The organism is Streptomyces morookaense, assembly GCF_013030945.1.
Classification (GTDB): domain Bacteria; phylum Actinomycetota; class Actinomycetes; order Streptomycetales; family Streptomycetaceae; genus Streptomyces; species Streptomyces morookaensis.
On record NZ_JABBXF010000021.1, the window covers coordinates 147,432 to 165,328 of the forward strand.

The 17,897-nt window shown below is 74.1% G+C and carries 15 protein-coding genes and 1 pseudogene; 6 read left to right on the forward strand and 10 right to left on the reverse strand.

Translation table 11 applies throughout. The annotated features are described in order from the left end of the window. Positions 1 to 10: 10 nt before the first annotated feature. Positions 11 to 673: a DUF6445 family protein gene (locus HG542_RS11505; protein WP_229922685.1), complete on the reverse strand. Its 663-nt coding sequence runs from the start codon at positions 671 to 673 to the stop codon at positions 11 to 13. Positions 674 to 826: 153 nt separating this feature from the next. Here HG542_RS11505 and dapD point away from each other — a divergent pair, with 153 nt between their 5' ends. The 3 genes from dapD (at position 827) to HG542_RS11515 (ending at position 2,698) form a co-directional block, all read left to right on the forward strand. After that, entirely contained in the window at positions 827 to 1,816 is a 990-nt protein-coding gene (dapD, locus tag HG542_RS11510) for a 2,3,4,5-tetrahydropyridine-2,6-dicarboxylate N-succinyltransferase (protein ID WP_171080260.1), read from the forward strand. Positions 1,817 to 1,910: 94 nt separating this feature from the next. Beyond that, positions 1,911 to 2,045 carry a hypothetical protein gene (locus HG542_RS34935; protein ID WP_255315884.1) on the forward strand — a complete coding sequence of 45 codons (135 nt, stop codon included), beginning with the start codon at positions 1,911 to 1,913 and terminating at the stop codon, positions 2,043 to 2,045. Then, positions 2,042 to 2,698, forward strand: coding sequence for a hypothetical protein (locus tag HG542_RS11515; RefSeq protein WP_171080262.1), 657 nt, complete (start codon positions 2,042 to 2,044; stop codon positions 2,696 to 2,698). Before HG542_RS34935 ends, HG542_RS11515 begins: the two co-directional genes overlap by 4 nt. A 40-nt stretch (positions 2,699 to 2,738) precedes the next feature. On the opposite strand, the gene dapA is transcribed toward HG542_RS11515, so the two are convergent. Then, positions 2,739 to 3,650 (reverse strand): 4-hydroxy-tetrahydrodipicolinate synthase, encoded by a 912-nt coding sequence (dapA, locus tag HG542_RS11520; protein WP_171080264.1) that lies wholly within the window; start codon positions 3,648 to 3,650, stop codon positions 2,739 to 2,741. A gap of 211 nt (positions 3,651 to 3,861) precedes the next feature. Between dapA and HG542_RS11525 the strand changes: the two genes are divergently transcribed. Next, entirely contained in the window at positions 3,862 to 5,349 is a 1,488-nt protein-coding gene (locus tag HG542_RS11525; protein ID WP_171080266.1) for a hypothetical protein, read from the forward strand. 185 nt (positions 5,350 to 5,534) lie between these two features. Here the strand turns inward: HG542_RS11525 and HG542_RS11530 are convergent, their stop codons facing one another. After that, on the reverse strand, positions 5,535 to 6,689 hold the full coding sequence (locus HG542_RS11530) for a TerD family protein (RefSeq protein ID WP_171080309.1): 1,155 nt from the start codon (positions 6,687 to 6,689) through the stop codon (positions 5,535 to 5,537). A gap of 135 nt (positions 6,690 to 6,824) precedes the next feature. Here HG542_RS11530 and HG542_RS11535 point away from each other — a divergent pair, with 135 nt between their 5' ends. Then, positions 6,825 to 8,003, forward strand: coding sequence for a serine hydrolase domain-containing protein (locus HG542_RS11535; RefSeq protein ID WP_171080268.1), 1,179 nt, complete (start codon positions 6,825 to 6,827; stop codon positions 8,001 to 8,003). On the opposite strand, the gene HG542_RS11540 is transcribed toward HG542_RS11535, so the two are convergent. Beyond that, on the reverse strand, positions 7,990 to 8,652 hold the full coding sequence (locus HG542_RS11540) for a response regulator transcription factor (RefSeq protein WP_171080270.1): 663 nt from the start codon (positions 8,650 to 8,652) through the stop codon (positions 7,990 to 7,992). The genes HG542_RS11535 and HG542_RS11540 overlap by 14 nt on opposite strands. 31 nt (positions 8,653 to 8,683) lie before the next feature. Next, a complete protein-coding gene (locus HG542_RS11545) occupies positions 8,684 to 9,916 on the reverse strand; it encodes a sensor histidine kinase (protein ID WP_171080271.1) in 1,233 nt (410 codons plus the stop codon). 262 nt (positions 9,917 to 10,178) lie between these two features. Here HG542_RS11545 and HG542_RS11550 point away from each other — a divergent pair, with 262 nt between their 5' ends. Then, positions 10,179 to 11,279, forward strand: coding sequence for an amidohydrolase family protein (locus tag HG542_RS11550; RefSeq protein WP_171080273.1), 1,101 nt, complete (start codon positions 10,179 to 10,181; stop codon positions 11,277 to 11,279). Positions 11,280 to 11,317: 38 nt separating this feature from the next. Here HG542_RS11550 and cobC read toward each other — a convergent pair whose 3' ends face one another. From cobC to HG542_RS11575, 5 genes and pseudogenes are all read right to left on the reverse strand, one after another. Then, complete coding sequence (gene cobC / locus HG542_RS11555) at positions 11,318 to 12,760, reverse strand: Rv2231c family histidinol phosphate aminotransferase CobC (RefSeq protein ID WP_171080275.1); 1,443 nt, start codon at positions 12,758 to 12,760, stop codon at positions 11,318 to 11,320. Then, positions 12,757 to 14,208 (reverse strand): cobyrinic acid a,c-diamide synthase CobB, encoded by a 1,452-nt coding sequence (locus HG542_RS11560; protein WP_171080277.1) that lies wholly within the window; start codon positions 14,206 to 14,208, stop codon positions 12,757 to 12,759. The genes cobC and HG542_RS11560 overlap by 4 nt, the downstream gene beginning before the upstream one ends. Further along, complete coding sequence (gene cobO, locus HG542_RS11565) at positions 14,205 to 14,801, reverse strand: cob(I)yrinic acid a,c-diamide adenosyltransferase (RefSeq protein WP_171080279.1); 597 nt, start codon at positions 14,799 to 14,801, stop codon at positions 14,205 to 14,207. The genes HG542_RS11560 and cobO overlap by 4 nt, the downstream gene beginning before the upstream one ends. Next, the gene (locus HG542_RS11570; RefSeq protein ID WP_171080282.1) at positions 14,801 to 16,885 is read right to left on the reverse strand and encodes a putative cobaltochelatase; all 2,085 of its coding nucleotides are present in this window, start codon (positions 16,883 to 16,885) and stop codon (positions 14,801 to 14,803) included. The genes cobO and HG542_RS11570 overlap by 1 nt, the downstream gene beginning before the upstream one ends. Positions 16,886 to 17,034: 149 nt before the next feature. Beyond that, positions 17,035 to 17,897 (reverse strand): annotated as a pseudogene (locus HG542_RS11575) (cobyric acid synthase); the annotation flags it as partial.

Below are 17,897 nucleotides of genomic sequence, written 5' to 3' on the forward strand. Positions count from 1 at the left end.
TACGCGGGTGTCACGCCATCCAGAAGAAGACCGCCGTCATCCGCTTCTCCTCCAGCGTGCCGCCCCAGTAACCCGTCGCGCTGTGCATCATGTTGGCGGTGTAGAGCAGCAGCCGGTTGTAGCGGTGCGGTACGCGCACGTCCTCGGTGAAGGAGTCCGGCGGGACGAAGCGGGTGCCCAGGGCGTCGACCAGGTTGTTGTGGGGCGCCGTGACCATGTTGCCGCCGAGCCGGCCGCCGGGGAGGCTCTGGCGGTAGAAGCTGGTGCCGCAGTCCTTGGGCACGTGCGGGTTGAGGTAGAGCACGGCGGCGTAGCGGCACAGCGCCCGCGAGTCGGTGTGCGGGCGCAGTTCGGACTCGCCCTCGCCGACGACCTGGATGCAGTTGTGGTTGAGGGTGCCGCCGTTGGGCGTGCTCTCCACCCACAGCCTGCGCGCCCCGGTCGCCTTCCGCACCTGCCGTTCGACGCAGGCCAGTTCGTCGGGTTCGAGCCCGGGCATGGTCCGCAGGCCCGGCCAGCTCTCGGGCTTGTGCGGATAGCCCTCGACCCAGTCGTCCTTGGCCAGGCAGCGGGCCCGCACGGAGTCCGGGTCGGGCAGGACGTCGTCGAGGATCCAGTAGTCCCGCCCCCGGGTGGGCTTGCGGTAGGGGAGGACGGGGAGCGCGGGTGCCATGCGGCCGACCATACATTCGGGGTTCGTCAGCGTTGTCCGGTGAGTTGGTCAACCTTGCGTCAATGATGCGGAGCGGCGCGCGGCCGGGCGGATCCCGCCGCGGAGCGGCAGCCGGTTCGCCTTGAGCGGCCCCGTCCGGTTAGGTTTTCGGGCATGACCGATGCTGTTGCCCCCCGCACCACCGGCGCCGTTGCCGCCGGCCTCGCCACGATCACCGACGACGGGACCGTCCTCGACACCTGGTACCCGGCCCCCGAGCTGCTCGATGTCCCCGGCCCGGCCGGCACCACCGTGCTGAGCGCCGAGCTCACCGCCGAGCTGCTGGGCGAGGAGGCCCTCGCCGCCGTCGGTCCGGACCCGCGGCGCGGCGTCGGCGTCGTGGCCGTCAAGACGGTCATCGCCTCGCTCGACGACAAGCCCCTGGACGCGCACGACGCCTACCTGCGGCTGCACCTGCTCTCGCACCGCCTGGTCAAGCCGCACGGCCAGAGCCTCGACGGCATCTTCGGCCTGCTCGCCAACGTCGCCTGGACCTCGCTCGGCCCCGTCGCCGTCGACCAGGTCGAGACCGTCCGCCTGAAGGCCCGCGCCGCGGGGCTGCACCTCCAGGTCACCAGCATCGACAAGTTCCCGCGCATGACGGACTACGTGGCCCCGTCCGGCGTCCGCATCGCCGACGCCGACCGCGTCCGCCTCGGCGCCCACCTCGCCCCCGGCACCACCGTCATGCACGAGGGCTTCGTCAACTTCAACGCCGGCACCCTGGGCACCTCCATGGTCGAGGGCCGCATCAGCGCGGGCGTAGTCGTCGGCGACGGCTCCGACATCGGCGGCGGCGCCTCCACCATGGGCACCCTCTCCGGCGGCGGCAAGCAGATCATCTCCATCGGCGAGCGCTGCCTGCTCGGCGCCGAGTCCGGCATCGGCATCGCCCTCGGCAACGAGTGCGTCGTCGAGGCGGGCCTCTATGTCACCGCGGGCACCCGCGTGACCATGCCCGACGGCGAGGTCGTCAAGGCCCTGGAGCTCTCCGGCGCCGACAACATCCTCTTCCGCCGCAACTCCACCAGCGGCGCCGTCGAGGCGCGCCCCTACAAGTCCAACTGGGGCGGCCTCAACGAGGTTCTGCACAGCCACAACTGAGCCACTCTGGCGCTTACCCGGCGTACTGCGCCACCATGGACGGGTCCGGCATCCACCGGAAGCGGATGCCGGAACCGGACAAACGGGAGGCGTCATGAGGCTCGGCAAGGCACTCGCCGTGGGGTTTGCCGAAGAGGCGGAGGAGGACGTGGTTCCGGCTGCGGAAGAGGTCGCTGCGGAGACCGCCCCCGCCGAGGTCCCGGCTCCCGAGGTGCTCGCCGGGCGATGAGGCTGAGGCTTCCGCAGGAACGTCCCGCCGCGCCGCCCACCGGCTACAAGATCGCCTACCCGGTGCTCTCGCACGACGGCACCCGGGCCGGCTTCACGGGGGTCTCCCTCGGCGGCGGCTCCCCGTACGGCGTGCTGGACGACGCCCGTTGTGCGTACGGGCGGCGGCATCGCAGCCCGGCGCGCTTCTGCGACTGCGGCTTCCACTGCCTGCACTCGCCGGCCGAGGCGCTCGGCCTGACGTGCACCGGGGCGCACCGGCGGGCCGTGCTGCTCGAAGTCACCGTGCTGGGCGCCTACATCCGCTACGAGCGCGGGCTGCGCTACGCGCGCCAGCGGGTGCGCACCGTGCGCGTCGGGCCGTGCGGCTGCGGCCGGACCGCCATCCGGCTCTCCGACGCGGGGTGGGGGCGGCCCGGCTGGTGGACGGCGGCCGCCGACTGCGGCGGCTGCGGGGCCGGGCTGGGGCGGCCGAGCGTGACGTTCGCGGAGTTCGCCGAGCGGGCCGGTTCGGTGACGGTGGTCACCGAACCGGGGGTTCGGGATGCGGCGCCGGCGAGCGTCACCGAGCTGATGGCGGAGGCCGCGCTGTTGCAGGCGCGACTGGACTGGTTCCAGGGGCGGTTGGCGCGGGTGGAGGGCTGGGGGAACTGACGTCCCTTACGGGGCGCGGCCCATGACGGGGCGCTACCCCCTACGGGGCGCCGACCGCCCCCTCGTACGCCCGTACCAGCCCCGCCACCCGCTCCGCCCCCGCCCCGCGCAGCGGCGCCCGTACCGGGCCCGCCGGCAGGCCGAGTGTGGTCAGCAGGGCCTTCGCCGTCACCGTGCCCGGCAGGCCCGCCGCCATCATCGCCTCCACCAGCGGGAGCACCCGCTGGTGGCAGCGCAGCGCCTCCGCATGCGCACCCCGGTCGAACGCGTCGAGTGCCGCCGCCAGCAGCGGGCCCGCCACATTGGCGACCGTGCTCACATAGCCCGTGCCGCCCACCGAGCGCAGCGGGAGGTTCAGCTCCTCGCACCCCGAGTAGTACGCAAGTCCCGTCTGCGCGATCACCTTTGAGCTGCCCAGCAGGTCGTATGCGCAGTCCTTCACGCCCGCGATCCGCGGGTGCCCGGCCAGCCGCAGCATCGTCGCGGGTTCGATGCGCGTCCCCGTACGCCCGGGGATGTCGTACAGCATGACCGGCAGGCCGACCGCGTCGGCCACCGTCAGGAAGTGCTCCGCGATGTCCTCCTGCGGCGGGCGGTTGTAGTACGGCGTCACCACCAGCACCCCGTGCGCGCCCGCCGCTTCGGCCGCCCGCGCGAGCTCCACCGTGTGCCGGGTGTCGGGCGAGCCGACCCCGGCCGTGATGCGCGCCCGGTCGCCGACGGCCTCGGCGACGGCGCGGATCAGGGCGCTCTTCTCCGCGTCGCTGGTGGTCGGCGACTCACCGGTGGTGCCGCTGAGGACGAGCCCGTCGCAGCCGCCCTCTCCGACGAGATGGTCGGCGAGGCGCTGCGCCCCGTCGAGATCGAGGGCCCCGTCCGCGGTGAAGGGGGTGACCATGGCACAGACGGTGCGGCCGAAGGGAGGGACGGGAGGGACGGTGGGTGCGGTCATCGCGGCGCACTCCTGACGTGGGAGGAATCGAGGGCGGTGCGTCGATTCTGGGCACCCCGGCCGTGCAGGTCCATTGAAATGTTCTCCACTGATTGCTTAGCGACGCTACAGCGGGCGGAGCAGGTCGAAACCCGTCTAGGCTGGGGCACTGTGCGTCCGGTCCACGACGGCCCGTGACGCTGTTCCGCACGAGCGAGGAGACAGCCCCCTGATGTCCGGAGACCGCCCGACCATGCCGCCGGTGCGGCTCCCCTCCGACGCGGAGCTCGCGCGGGACGCGCTGTCCGCGCCGCTGTTCTCCCGCGCCGTGCAGCTCGCACGCTGGGCCGGGGAGGGCACGCCGGTCGGTGCGGGCGGGGAGCTGCTGTCCGGTCAACTCGCCGAGGCCGCCGGGCTGTTGGGGATGGCGGACGAGGAGGACGGGCCCGCGTACGCCGCCGAGGCCTGGCAGCTGGCGCTGGACACGGGGCTCGTCGAGTTCACCGAGGACGAGAAGGCGGAGGAGGCCGGTTCCGACGAGCCCTCCGGTACCGCCGTCGCGGGCGAGGAGCTCGCCACGGTCACCTCCGGCAGCCCGCAGGACATTCTCGACCTGTGGCTCGGCGGTCTGGAGACCGTCCTGGCCGACGCCGCCGCGCCCGACTTGGCCGACCTCGTCGACCAGCTCTCCGAGGACGGCGAGCTCGACCTGGACGCGCTCGACTGGAACCCCGAGGAGGAGGCCGACTTCCTCGACGGCGTCCTCGGCAACCTCTACCTGCTGACCGCGCTCGGCGAGGGCGCGGCCGAGCGGCCCGTGCCGCTGCCGGCGCTCGCCGCCTCCATGATCGTCCCGGACGACATGGACGAGCCCACGGACGACGTCCTCGAAGAGGTCTCCGACGCGATGATGCGGCTCGACGACCAGTTCCGGATGCTCGCGCCGACCGGGCTCGTCGAGTACCAGCCGGTCGACGAGGCGCTCATCGAGGAGGTCGACGGCGAGGGCCACATCCGCGAGTCCGTCGACGGCATCGCCTCCGAGCTGCCCGAGGAGGAGGACGTCACGCGCTACGGCATGGTCGCCCTGACCCCGCTCGGCCTTTTCGGTGTGCGGGCCCGGATGCTGGACGCGGGCGTGGACGCCCCGGCCGTCGGCGACCTCGCCGAGGAGGACGCGGCCACCCTGCTCGCCGCCCTTCCCGGCCACCCCGCGCACGCCACCCGCACGGAGGCCGAACTCTGGCTCGCCCGGCGGGAACCGGCGGGTGCGGCACGCGAACTGCTCGCCGCCGCCCACGGCGACGACGAGGACGCGCCGTCCCGGCGCCTGGCCTGCCAGCAGACCCTCGCCCTGCTGGACACCGAGGCGGAGCCCGCGCTGCGCGAGGTCCTCGACGACCCGCAACTGGGCGGCCTGGCCCGCGTCTGGCTGGCCGAGCATGGCGCGACGGACGTCCCGGAGCCGGGCGAGGAGATGGTCTTCTGGCTGACGATCGACACGATCGCGGCACAGCTGGCGGCCGACGGCGACTCCGAGGAGCTGCGCGCGCTCGTGGAGGGCCTGGTCGGCCGGCACAGCGGCTTCTTCGACGCGGCGTGGCGGGTGGACCACCCGGCGACGGCGGACGTCCTGGAGGCGATGGGCCGCCTGCACCCGGACAAGAAGGCGGCAAAGGAAGCCCGCAAGGCGGCGTTCAAGGCCCGTTCACGCCACTGAGCGCTCCGCGGGGAGTGCGGGGCGTCAACTGCGGGCTTCGTCGTGGCTGGTCGCGCAGTTCCCCGCGCCCCTTACGGGGCGCGATCGCATAGTGGAGTGCCCCCAGCGGTAGCTGGGGGAGGAACTGCGCGACCAGCCAAAGCCGGCCCGCAGCTGAGACGAACCGCACTCCCCGCCATGGCGCGCTACAGCGCCATGGCGGCCGGCTTCACCATGTCCCGCACAGTCCTCGCCTTCACATACTCGCCGACGGCAGTCATCTCCCACTCGCCCGAGAACTGCCGGACGAACTTGCACATCAGGACACCGGTCTTCGGCTCCGAGCCGGTCAGGTCGAAGCGGACCAGCTCCTCGCCGGTCTGCGCGTCGAGCAGCCGGCAGTACGCCTTCGCGACGTCGGTGAACTTCTGGCCGTTGTACGAACTGACCGTGAAGACAAGGCCGGTGACCTCCGGCGGCAGGCCGCCAAGGTGGACGGTGATGCTCTCGTCGTCGCCGGAGCCCTCGCCGGTGAGGTTGTCGCCGGAGTGCTGGACGGCGCCGTTCAGGATCATCAGACGGCCGAAGTAGCAGGCGTCGATCATGTTGCGGTCGGGACCGTAGGCGATGACCGAGGCGTCCAGGTCGATCGCCCGGCGGTGGAACGCGGGCTCCCAGCCGAGGCCCATGTCGACCGAACGCTGCAGCGGCTGCCCGCCCTTGACGAGGGACACCGACTGGTTCTTCTGCAGGTTCACCCGGCCCTTGTCCAGGCTGACCTTGCCGGCTGCGGGAGGCGTCGGCGGCATCGGCGGCACGGGCGGCGCCGCGGGCACCGGCGCCGCGGGCGCCGCCGGCTGCGGTGCGGGCTCCTCCACGCTCACCCCGAAGTCCGTGGCGATGCCTGCCAGTCCGTCCGCATACCCCTGGCCCACCGCCCGGACCTTCCAGGCGCCGTTGCGCCGGTAGACCTCCACGACGACCAGCGCCGTCTCCGTGCCCAGCTGCGGCGGTGTGAACACGGCCAGCACGGAGCCGTCGTCCGCGCTGCGCACCGTCGCGGTCGGCTCGGTGCCGGCGAAGGTGGCGCCCGGTGCGTCGAGGCTCGCGGTGACGACGACCTTGTCGATGTCCGCCGGGACGGCCGCGGTGTCGACGGTGATGGCGTCGGGCGTGCCGGCGGCCGCGGCGCGGTGGGTCACGCCCGGTCCCGCGGGCTGGTTGTAGAAGACGAAGTCGGCGTCCGAGCGCACCTTGCCGTCGGGAGTGAGCAGCAGGCCCGAGACGTCGAGCCGCACCGGGGCGGTGACGTCCACCGTCACGCGCGGGACGGAGAGCGGGATGTTCGAGCCGGGTGTCATAGCGGTCATGCACTGCCAACGACCGGCCGGGCTTTACGGTTCCATGACCTGAAGTCCGAAGGTGGCCGGGAATATTCGAACCTGTGGCTGATGCTGCATCCCCCGTCACAAGATCGATTCTGTACAGGGGGGCTCATGTCCAACGGGACGAATACGCCGGAAAGTCTCGCCCAGGGCACCGTGGCCGAGGGCTACGAGGGGGTGCGCGAGGTGTTCGAGGAGACGCTCGCCGAGGAGCGCGCCGGGCACTCCGCCCAGCTCGCGGCCTACGTCGACGGCCGCCGCGTCGTGGACCTGTGGGGCGGACCGGGCATCACCGGGGAATCGCTCGTGGGCGTCTACTCCGCCATCAAGGGCGCCGCCCACCTCGTCGTCGCGCTCCTCGTCCAGGAGGGCGTCCTGGAGCTGGACGAGAAAGTCGCCCACTACTGGCCCGAGTTCGGCAGCGCGGGCAAGGAGGACATCACGCTGCGCGAGCTCATGGCCCACCGGGCCGGCGTGATCGGCGTCGAGGGCGGTTTCACGCCGGAGGAGATGGCGGACGACCGTGCGATCGCCGCCCGGCTGGCCGGACAGCGCCCCTTCTGGCACCCGGGCAGCGCCTTCGGCTACCACGGCCTCGTGATCGCCGCCCTGACCGGCGAGGTCGTCCTGCGTGCGACCGGCCGGACCCTGCACGAGCTCTACGAGTCCCGGATCCGCGCCCCGTACGGCCTCGACCTCTACATGCGCCTGCCCGAGGAGCAGGAGCACCGCTTCCTCACCACCCAGCCCATGGACCCGACCCCGGAGCAGAAGGCGCTGCTGCTGCAGCAGGGGGCGGCCGGGCCGGACAGCCTGACCGGCGTCGCCGGCAACCGCAACCACCCCGTGCACCCCACCGACATCCAGACCTTCCCCAACTCCCGTGCCGTGCGCGCGGGCGGGAACGCCTCCGCGGCGGGTGTGGGCTCCGCCCGCGGTCTGGCCCGGATGTACGCGGCCGCCATCGGCGAGGTCGACGGGCGGGCGCCGCTGCTCACGCCGGAGACCGCGGCACGGTTCGCGCAGGTCCAGTCCACGGGCCGCGACCTGGTGTTCCGTGAGCACTACTCCTTCGGCGTGGGCTTCATCGCCATGGCGGACATGCTGCCGTTCCTCGGCGCGCGGTCCTTCGGGCACGGCGGCGCCCCCGGTTCGCAGGCCTTCGCCGACCCGAGCGCCCGCCTCGGCTTCGGCTACACGCGCCGCCGCTTCGGCTTCCCGGCGACGTCCCGTGCCCAGTCGAAGCGGCTGGCCGAGGCCGTGCGCCGGGCCGCCGTCAGCGTGGGCTGACGAAACCGCACTCGTAGGCGGCGATGACGGCCTGGGTGCGGTCCCGCACCCCCAACTTGGCCAGAATCGCCGCCACATGCGACTTGACCGTCGCTGCGCCGACGGTCAGCCGCTCCGCGATCTCGGCGTTCGACAGCCCGGCTGCCATCAGCCGCAGCACCTCGGCCTCCCGCTCGGACAGCCGCTCGCGCAGCCGTTCCGCGGCGCCGCGCCCGGCCCGTCCGTCCATATGGGCCGCGGCCAGGGCGCGGACGGCCGCGGGGAAGAGCAGCGAGTCGCTGCGCGCCACCATCCGCACGGCCTGGACGAGTTCGTCGGCACCGGAGCGCTTGAGGAGGAAGCCGGAGGCGCCGACGCGGAGCGCGTCGTAGACATAGCTGTCGTTCTCGAAGGTGGTGAGGACGACGATCCGGGGCGGCTCGTCCATGCCGGCCAGGATGCGCTCGGTGGCACGGAGTCCGTCGACCTCGGGCATGCGCACGTCCATGAGGACGACGTCGGGGCGCAGTTCACGCACCACCGCCACGGCCTCGGCCCCCGTGGCGGCCTCGCCGACGACCTCCATGCCGCCCTCCGCGCCGAGAACGGCACGGAGGGCGGTGCGGACCAGGCGTTCGTCGTCGGCGAGGACGATGCGTATGGGTGACATGAGGTCAGCGTAGGGCGCCGCACCCGGGGCCTCACCCTCCGCCCAGCGGCAGCCGCGCCGACAGCCGCCACACCCCCTCCCGTTCGCCCCACTCCGCGCTGCCGCGCAGCAGCCGCGCCCGTTCCGCGATGCCCGGCAGACCGCGGCCGCCCCCGGTGCGCCGCGCCGCACGCTCCGCCACCGGGTTCTCCACCGTGACGCACAACACCTCCTCGTCCAGCGCGAGATGCAGGCTCACCGGCACATGTCCCGCATGCCGCAGTGCATTCGTCAGGCCCTCCTGCACCATGCGGTACGCCTCGCGCGAGACGACCGGCGGCACCGCTTCCAGCGACGGCGGATCCGGCGCGGCGAGCGTCACCGTGCTGCCCGCCGCGCGGGTGCGTTCCACGAGGGCCCCCAGGGCGGCGAGGGTGGGGGCCGGCGCCGTGGGCGCCGGGCCCTCCTCGCGCAACAGGCCCAGAACCGCGTCGAGTTCGCCGACCGCGTCCCGTGCCGTCTCCTCGATCGCGGCGAGCGCCTGGCGGGCGAACGCGGGGTCGCTGTCGAAGACCCTGCGGGCGGCACCCGCCTGGAGGGTCACCGCGCTCAGTGCGTGACCGACCGAGTCGTGCAGCTCGCGCGCGAGCCGGTTGCGCAGGGCGAGGCGCAGGGCGCGCTCCTCGGCCGCCGCGATCCGCTCGGCCGTCGACGGGCCCAGCAGCGCGGGCGCGCAGCGGGACAGCAGGGCCCCCGCGGCCCACGAAGTGGCGAGGACCAGCAGGAGCAGCGCCGCGCCGGCCAGGGGTGCCAGCCACGACCACGGTGTGTGTTCGAGCGGGCCGAGCCAGGTCCAGGGGGCGTGCACGCCGGTGACCGGCATGGTCATCAGGAACAGGGCGAACGGCGGAGCCGCCAGCGACATGCCGCTGACGACGCCTCCCGCCGCGAGGTGCAGGCCGTAGTAGGCGGCCGTGCGCCCGCGGGAGCCCCACGACCCGGCCGTGCCGGTGGCCAGTTCGGCCTCCGGCACCCGCAGCAGGGTGCGCGCCGCCGCGCACTCCAGCGGGCGGAGCTGGGGGAAGACCGCCGTCGAGACGGCGGCCAGGGGCAGCGCCACGGCGAAGGACAGGAACGTGGCGCCGGTCGAGGAGAAGATTCCCCGAGCGGTGATCAGGAACGACACCAGGACGTTGGCCAGCAGGTAGTACGGCATCAGCAGCGCGCCGCCGAGCAGCAGGTGGACCCAGCGCAGCCGGGCCCGCCCGCCGGTCAGTGCATTCATGATCACAGCGTAGAACCGCCGTGCTCGGTACGTCATTTGGTGGCGTGGTCGTCCTGAATCGAGTTCATACGTACAGAATTGATCTGGCCAAGGTCCGGCGCGTCGGCCTGACCGGCAGAGTCTCTCGGCCGCAGGGCGGAGACGGCCGGGCCGTGCCCCGTCCTCAGGACGGAGGACCGGATCCGCCCTCCGGCGCGCAACCCTTCGGCACCGGGTCGACGGTGATCGCCTGCGCGTGGCGCGGGCCTCGTACAGTGCACGTATGGACGCGAGTGCGGTGCTGCACATCAAGGGACGGATACTGGTCGGCCCGGACCCCCTGAGCGGGGTGCGTGACGAGATGTGGGTGGTCGGCGGACGGATCACCTTCGACCGGCCGACGGGGACGGCGGACGTCACGACGATCACCGGGTGGGTGCTGCCCGGACTGGTGGACGCACACTGCCACGTGGGGCTCGACGCGCACGGCGCGGTCGACGAATCGACCACGGAGAAGCAGGCGTTGACCGAACGGCACGCCGGGGCGCTGCTGCTGCGCGACGCCGGCTCGCCCTCCGACACCCGCTGGATCGACGACCGCGAGGACCTGCCGCGCATCATCCGCGCCGGCCGCCACATCGCCCGTACCCGCCGCTACATCCGCAACTACGCCCACGAGATCGAGCCGGAGGACCTCGTGGCCTACGTCGCGCGCGAGGCGCGGCGCGGGGACGGCTGGGTCAAGCTCGTCGGCGACTGGATCGACCGCGAGACCGGCGACCTCGGCGCCTGCTGGCCGCGGGGGGCGGTCGAGGCCGCGATCGCCGAGGCACACCGGCTGGGGGCGCGCGTCACCGCGCACTGCTTCGCGGAGGAGACGCTCGCGCCGCTGGTGGAGGCCGGGATCGACTGCATCGAGCACGCCACCGGGCTGACCGAGGAGACGATCCCGCTCTTCGCGGAGAAGGGCGTGGCGATCGTCCCCACGCTCGTCAACATCGCGACGTTCCCGCGGCTGGCGGAGGGCGGGGAGGCGAAGTTCCCGCGCTGGGCGGAGCACATGCGCGCCCTGCACGCGCGCCGCTACGCGACGGTGGGGGCGGCGTACGACGCGGGGATCCCGGTGTACGTGGGCACGGACGCGGGCGGTTCGCTGCCGCACGGGCTGGTGGCCCAGGAGGTCGCGGAACTGGTGAAGGCGGGGCTCCCTGCGGGGGCCGCGCTGGCGGCGGCGTCGTGGGGGGCGCGGGAGTGGCTGGGGCGGCCGGGGCTGGTGGAGGGGGCGCCCGCCGACTTCGTCGTGTACGAGGAGGATCCCCGCGCCGATGTACGGGTGTTGGGCGCTCCGCGCCGGGTGGTGTTGCGGGGGCGGGTGGTGGGGTAGGGGGTGCCCCCGGCGCCCCTTACGGGGCGCAGCATCCCTTACGGGGTCAGTGCCGACGACAGCGCCTCCGCGAAGCGGTCCGATGTCTCCCTGTCCCGCACCGCGACCCTGAGGTACTCCGGGCCCAGGCCCGGGAACGTGTCGCCGCGGCGTACGGCGAAACCCAGCCCCCGCAGGCGACCGCGGACCAGTGATGCGCCCGGCAGGCGCAGCAGCAGGAACGGGCCGGCCGCCGGGCCGCACACCGTCACGGACGGGAACTCGGTCAACCGGGCCTCCAGATAGGCCCGGTCCGCCGCGACCTCGCACGCCGCCCGCCCCGATTCCGCCACCGCCGCCGGCAGGCAGCACGCCTCGGCCGCCACCAGCGCCGGCGACGACACCGGCCACAGCGGCTGTGCCCGCTCCAGCGCGGCCACCGTGTCCGGCGCGGCGAGCACGTAGCCGATGCGCAGACCCGCCAGCCCCCACGTCTTCGTGAGGCTGCGCAGCACGACCAGCCCGGGCAGATCCGTCCGTGCCGCCAGCGACTCGCGCTCGCCCGGCACCGCGTCCATGAACGCCTCGTCCACGACCAGGGTCCGGCCCGGCCGGGCCAGCCGGGCCAGCGCCGACGCCGGGTGCAGCACGGACGTGGGGTTGGTGGGGTTGCCCACGACCACCAGGTCCGCGTCCCCCGGCACCGCCCGCGGGTCCAGGCGGAAACCGTCCGCCGCGTCGAGCACCACCCGCTCCACCGCGTGCCCGGCGTCCCGCAACGCCGCCTCCGGCTCGGTGAACTGCGGGTGCACGACGACGGCCCGGCGCACGCCGAGCGCCCGGGCCAGCAGGACGAACGCCTCGGCGGCGCCCGCCGTGAGCAGCACCCGCTCCTCCGGCAGCCCGTGCCGCGCGGCCACGGCGCGCCGCGCGGCACGCCCGTCGGGGTAGGCGGCCAGGCCCGTGAGGGAGTCGGCTATGCGCTCGCGCAGCCACTGCGGGGGCGTGCCGGAGCGCACGTTGACCGCGAGGTCGGTCAACCCGGCACCCGCGCCGCGTACTTCCGCGTCGCCGTGGTGCCGCAGATCGGGTTCGTGCATGGGGGCCTTCGGTGAGACGGGGCGGGGAGCGGCGACGGCCACGGCGCAGGTGGCCCGCGCCGACTTCCTTTTGCCGACCAGCAGGACGCCGTCGGGGCCTGAGGCCAGCAGCGCGGCGGCCTCGGCCACGGCCGGTGTCCCGGCGGCGGCGAGGACGGTCTGCGAGGGGTGCGGGGTCGCCTGCGCGGCGAGCTCGTCGGGGGAGTAGACGCGGAGCGGCACGCCGAGCCGCTCCGCGGCGGCGAGCATGCCGGGCTCGTCCGCCCTGGCCTCGACGGTGGCCAGGGCCGCGACGGTGCCGGCGGCGTCGCCGGCCTCGGCCAGGGTGCGCCCGGCGAGCGCGAGGATCTCGTCGGCCGTCGTGCCGCGGCGGGCGCCGACGCCGAGGTAGAGGGCGGTCATGCGCGGGCCGCCGCCTGCGCGACGAGGCGGTGGGCCATGGCCGGGGCGCCTGCCCAGTGGGTGTGCAGGTAGGAGGCGTGGACACCGGCGAGGGTGAAGCCCTCGACGCGGCGCGTGGTGGGGGTACCTCCCATGCCGTTCAGGCTATGGGGGAGGGTGAACCCCCACGCCGGGGTGTCGGCCGCGGCCGACGGTTCGACCACCGTGCGGTGGAACTCGTGTCCGCGGACGCGGGTGCCCGCGACGGCCAGGGAGTTGTCCGCGAGGGCGACGGCTTCGCGGTAGCCGAGGGTGAGGCGCTCGGACATCCGGGCGTCGGCGGGGAGGACGCCGCACATCTCCTTGCCGTCGAGGGTGCGGCAGAGGTAGAGGAGGCCGGCGCATTCGGCGACGACGGGCGCACCGGTCGCCGCGAGGGCGGCGACCTCCTTGCGGAGGGGGACGTTGGCGGACAGGTCCGCCACGTGGACCTCGGGGAAGCCGCCGCCGATCACCAGGGCGGCGGTGCCGGGGGGAAGGGACTCGTCCCGTAGGGGGTCGAAGGTGACGACTTCGGCTCCCGCCGCCGTCAGCAACTCCGCGTGCTCGGCGTACGAGAACGTGAACGCCGCACCGCCGGCGATCGCGATCACGGGGCGACCGCGCCCCGCAGGGGCGCTGGGGGCTCCCCCAGCGGTAGCTGGGGGAGGAACTGCGCGATCAGCCACGGACGGCCCGCAGCCGTCGGACCACGCCCCGCCCGGCACCGGCGGCGCGCTCCGCGCCAAGGCCAGCAACCCCTCCAGGTCGCACCCCTCCCGCACCTGCGCCGCCTGGGCCGCGACAGCGGAAACCGCCTCCGCCCGGCGTTCCGCCACCGGGATCAACCCCAGGTGCCGGCTCGGGGTGTTCAACCCCGCAACCCGGCGCAACGCGCCCAGCACCGGAACCCCGGACTCCGTCAACGCCTCGCGCAGCAGCGCCTCGTGGCGGTCCGAGCCGACCTTGTTGAGGATCACCCCGGCCACCCGGACCTCCGGGTCCCAGGCCGCGAAGCCGTGCACCAGCGCCGCCACCGACCGCGACTGCGACGACGCGTCCACCACCAGCACCACCGGCGCCTTCAGCAGCTTCGCCACATGCGCCGTCGACGCCAGCTCGCCCTGTCCGCTCGCCCCGTCGTACAGCCCCATCACGCCTTCGAGGACGGCGAGATCACAGCCCGCCGCCCCGTGCAGGAACAGCGGGGCGATCCGCTCCGGGCCGCACATGTACGCGTCCAGGTTGCGGCCCGGCCGGCCCGTGGCCAGCGCGTGGTAGCCGGGGTCGATGTAGTCCGGCCCCACCTTGTGCGGGGACACCCTGAGCCCGGCGTCCGCGAAGGCCCGCATCAGGCCGGTGGCCACGGTCGTCTTGCCGCTGCCGGACGACGGGGCGGCGATGACGAGCCGGGGGACGTTCACACTCACCACTCGATGCCCCGCTGGCCCTTCTGCCCCGCGTCCATCGGGTGCTTGATCTTGGACATGTCGGTGACCAGGTCGGCGAATTCGACCAGTTTCTCCGGGGCGTTGCGGCCCGTGACGACCACGTGCTGGGTGCCGGGACGGTCGCGCAGCACGGAGATCACCTCGTCGGTGTCGATCCAGCCCCAGTGCATCGGGTAGGCGAACTCGTCGAGCACGTACAGCTTGTACGTCTCCGCCGCGAGGTCCCGCTTGACCTGCTCCCAGCCCTCGCGCGCCGCCTCCTCGCTCGACGCGAGGTCGCGCTGCACCCAGGACCAGCCCTCGCCCATCTTGTGCCAGGCCACGGTGCCGCCCTCGCCCGAGTCGCCGAGCACGCGCAGCGCCCGCTCCTCGCCGACGCGCCACTTCGCGGACTTCACGAACTGGAACACCCCGATGGGCCATCCCTGGTTCCATGCGCGCAGCGCCAGGCCGAAGGCGGCGGTCGACTTGCCCTTGCCGGTGCCGGTGTGGACGAAGACCAGCGGCCGGTTGCGGCGCTGGCGCGTGGTGAGCCCGTCGTCGGGCACGACGGTCGGCTGTCCCTGCGGCATTACGCGGCCCTCCTGCTGTTGCTGTTGCGTACGGTCTTCACGAGCGCGGAGACATTGTCCGCGCGCAGTTCGTCGAGGGTGACCACCGGGCCGCCCAGGGTCCTGCCCAACTCGTCCGCCAGGCCGAGCCGGACGGGCCCGGACTCGCAGTCCACGACCACCGAGGCCGTGCCCCCGGCCGCGAGCAGCCCCGCCGCCCGCTGCGCCCGCGGCAGCGGCTCCGGGCCGCCCGTCGCGCGGCCGTCGGTCACCACGACCAGCAGCGGGCGCCGCGACGGATCGCGCATCCGCTCCACGCGCAGCACCTCGTGGGCCTGCAGCAGACCCGCGGCCAGCGGGGTGCGGCCGCCGGTCGGCAGCTTCTCCAGCCGGGCGGCGCCCGCCTCCACCGACGAGGTCGGGGGCAGCGCCACCTCGGCCTCCGCGCCGCGGAAGGTGATCATGCCGATCTTGTCGCGGCGCTGGTAGGCATCCAGCAGCAGCGAAAGCACCGCGCCCTTGACCGCGCCCATCCGCTTCCGGGCCGCCATCGAGCCGGAGGCGTCCACCACGAACAGCACCAGGTTGCCCTCGCGTCCCTCGCGCACTGCCTCCCGCAGGTCGTCGCGGCGGATCACCAGGCCCGGGCCGCTGCGCCCGCGCGCCCGCTGGTGCGGGGCGGCGGCCTGCATGGTCGCCGCCAGGTGCAGCCGGGACAGCGCACCGCGTGGGCGGCGCGCCCCTGTTGTCCTGCCGTGCGCGGTGAGCGCGCGCGAACGGCGCCCGTCGGCGCCCTCGCCGAGGCCGGGCACGTCGAACCGGCGGGTGCGGAACGGCTCCGCCGCGGCGACGGCGGGGGCCTCGGGGGCGGTGTCACTCTCGCCGGGTGCCGGTTCCGCGGCCGGTGCCGAACCCTCCTGCGGGGCGGGGGAGTTCTGCGGGGCGGACTCCTCCTGCCGCTGGGGCGGCACGTCCTGCGGGGGCTGCCCGCCGCCGTCGGGGCCGCCGTCGGGGCCGTTGTCCGGGCCGCCGCCGTCCGGGCCGCCGTCCTCGGGCCCGCCCTCCGGGCCCTCCGGCTCGGGGTCCGGTTCCTCGTCCTCGTCCTCGAACTGCCGCAGGATCTCGTCGAGTTTGTCCTCGTCCAGACCCGGCGCGTCGAACGGGTTGCGCCGCCTGCGGTGCGGCAGCGACAGCAGCGCCGCCCGGCGCACGTCCTCGGTCGTGACATCCGTGCGCCCCGCCCAGGCGGCCAGGGCCGTCGCGGTCCGCGCGGTCACGATGTCCGCACGCATGCCGTCCACCTCGAAGCCGGCGCACACGGCCGCGATCCGGCGCAGCGCGCCGTCCCCGAGCCGCACGTCCGGCAGCAGCGCCCGCGCGGCGGCGATGCGCTCGCGCAAGGCGTCCTCCTCCGCGGCCCACTTGGCGGCGAAGGCCGCCGGGTCCTCGTCGTACGCGAGGCGGCGGCGCACGACCTCGACGCGCTCGTCGGTCTCCCGGGAGGCCGCGACCTCGACCGTCAGCCCGAACCGGTCGAGCAACTGCGGGCGCAGTTCGCCCTCTTCGGGGTTCATGGTGCCGACGAGGAGGAAGCGGGACGCGTGGCGTACGGAGACGCCCTCGCGCTCGACGTAGGAGGCGCCCATGGCGGCGGCGTCGAGAAGGAGGTCGACCAGGTGGTCGTGGAGGAGGTTGACCTCGTCCACGTAGAGCACGCCGCGGTGCGCGTCGGCGAGCAGGCCGGGCTCGAACGACTTCACACCGTCGGACAGTGCGCGTTCGATGTCGAGGGCACCGACGAGACGGTCCTCGGAGGCGCCGACGGGCAGTTCGACCACCCGCGCGGGTCGGGTGCCCGCGGGGCCGGCCCCGTGCGGACCGTCCGGGCACCCGGCGTCGGGTGCCGCCGGGTCGCACGAGAAGCGGCAGCCGGTGACGACGTCGATCGCCGGCATCAGGGCCGCGACGCCGCGCACGGCCGTGGACTTGGCGGAGCCCTTCTCGCCGCGGACGAGGACGCCGCCGATGGACGGCGAGATGGCGTTGAGGAGGAGGCCGAGTCGCATGTCGTCCATGCCGACGATGGCGGTGAACGGGTAGGGCATCAGCTGGCGCTCCCTTCGGGGGCGTGGGGGCGGTTGTACGGACGGTGCGGGTCGTTCGGGGTCGCTCGCGCAGTTCCTCCCCCAGCTACCTCCCCCAGCTACCGCTGGGGGGACCCCCAGAGGTGCCCCCAGCGCCCCTGTCGGGGTGCTCACGGCGCCCCCGGCGGTATGAACGGGACCCCGACCGGAGCCCCCTTCTCGATGAGCCGCAGCAGCGCATCCGTGTCCGCGTGCTCCTCGATCAAGTCGCCCAGGCGGTCCAGCTGTTCCTCGCGCAGCGCAGCGAAACTCGTGTCCGGTGCCGGGGCGAAGTCCCGCCCCGCGGCGCGGGCGACCTCGCGGAGGAACGCGCGGCGGAAGCCGTCGCTCTCCAGCGAGCCGTGCCAGTGCGTACCCCACACCGACCCCACCCGACAGCCGTCCAAGAACGGTTCGCCGCCCAGCACTTCGGCGACGCCGTGGTGGATCTCGTAGCCCTCCACCCGCTCGCCCAGCGCCTCGCCCACCGGACGGGCCAGCGTCTTCTCGACGGCGAACCGCACCCGTACCGGCAGCAGGCCCAGGCCCTCGACCGTCCCGGCCTTCGACTCGACCTCGTCCTCGATGCGTTCGCCCAGCGCCTGGAAGCCGCCGCAGACGCCCAGCACCGGGCGGCCCTCCGCCGCCCGCCGGGCGAGGGCGTCGGCCAGGCCGCGCTCGCGCAGCCAGGCCAGCGCGCGCACCGTGCCGCGCGTGCCGGGCACCACGGCCAGGTCCGCGTCGGCGAGTTCCTCCGGGCGGTCGACGAAGCGGACGATCACGCCGGGTTCGGCCGCCAGCGCGTCCACGTCCGTGAAGTTGGACATCAGCGGGACCGCGCACACCGCGACCCGCAGCACGTCGCGCCCGTGCGGCGGCGCCACCACCGACTCCCGCACGGCTCCCCGCAGGGACACCCTCCCCCAGCTACCGCTGGGAGGTGCCCCCAGCCCGTCCTCCTCGTCGATGCCCAGCCCGTGCGCGAACGGCAGCA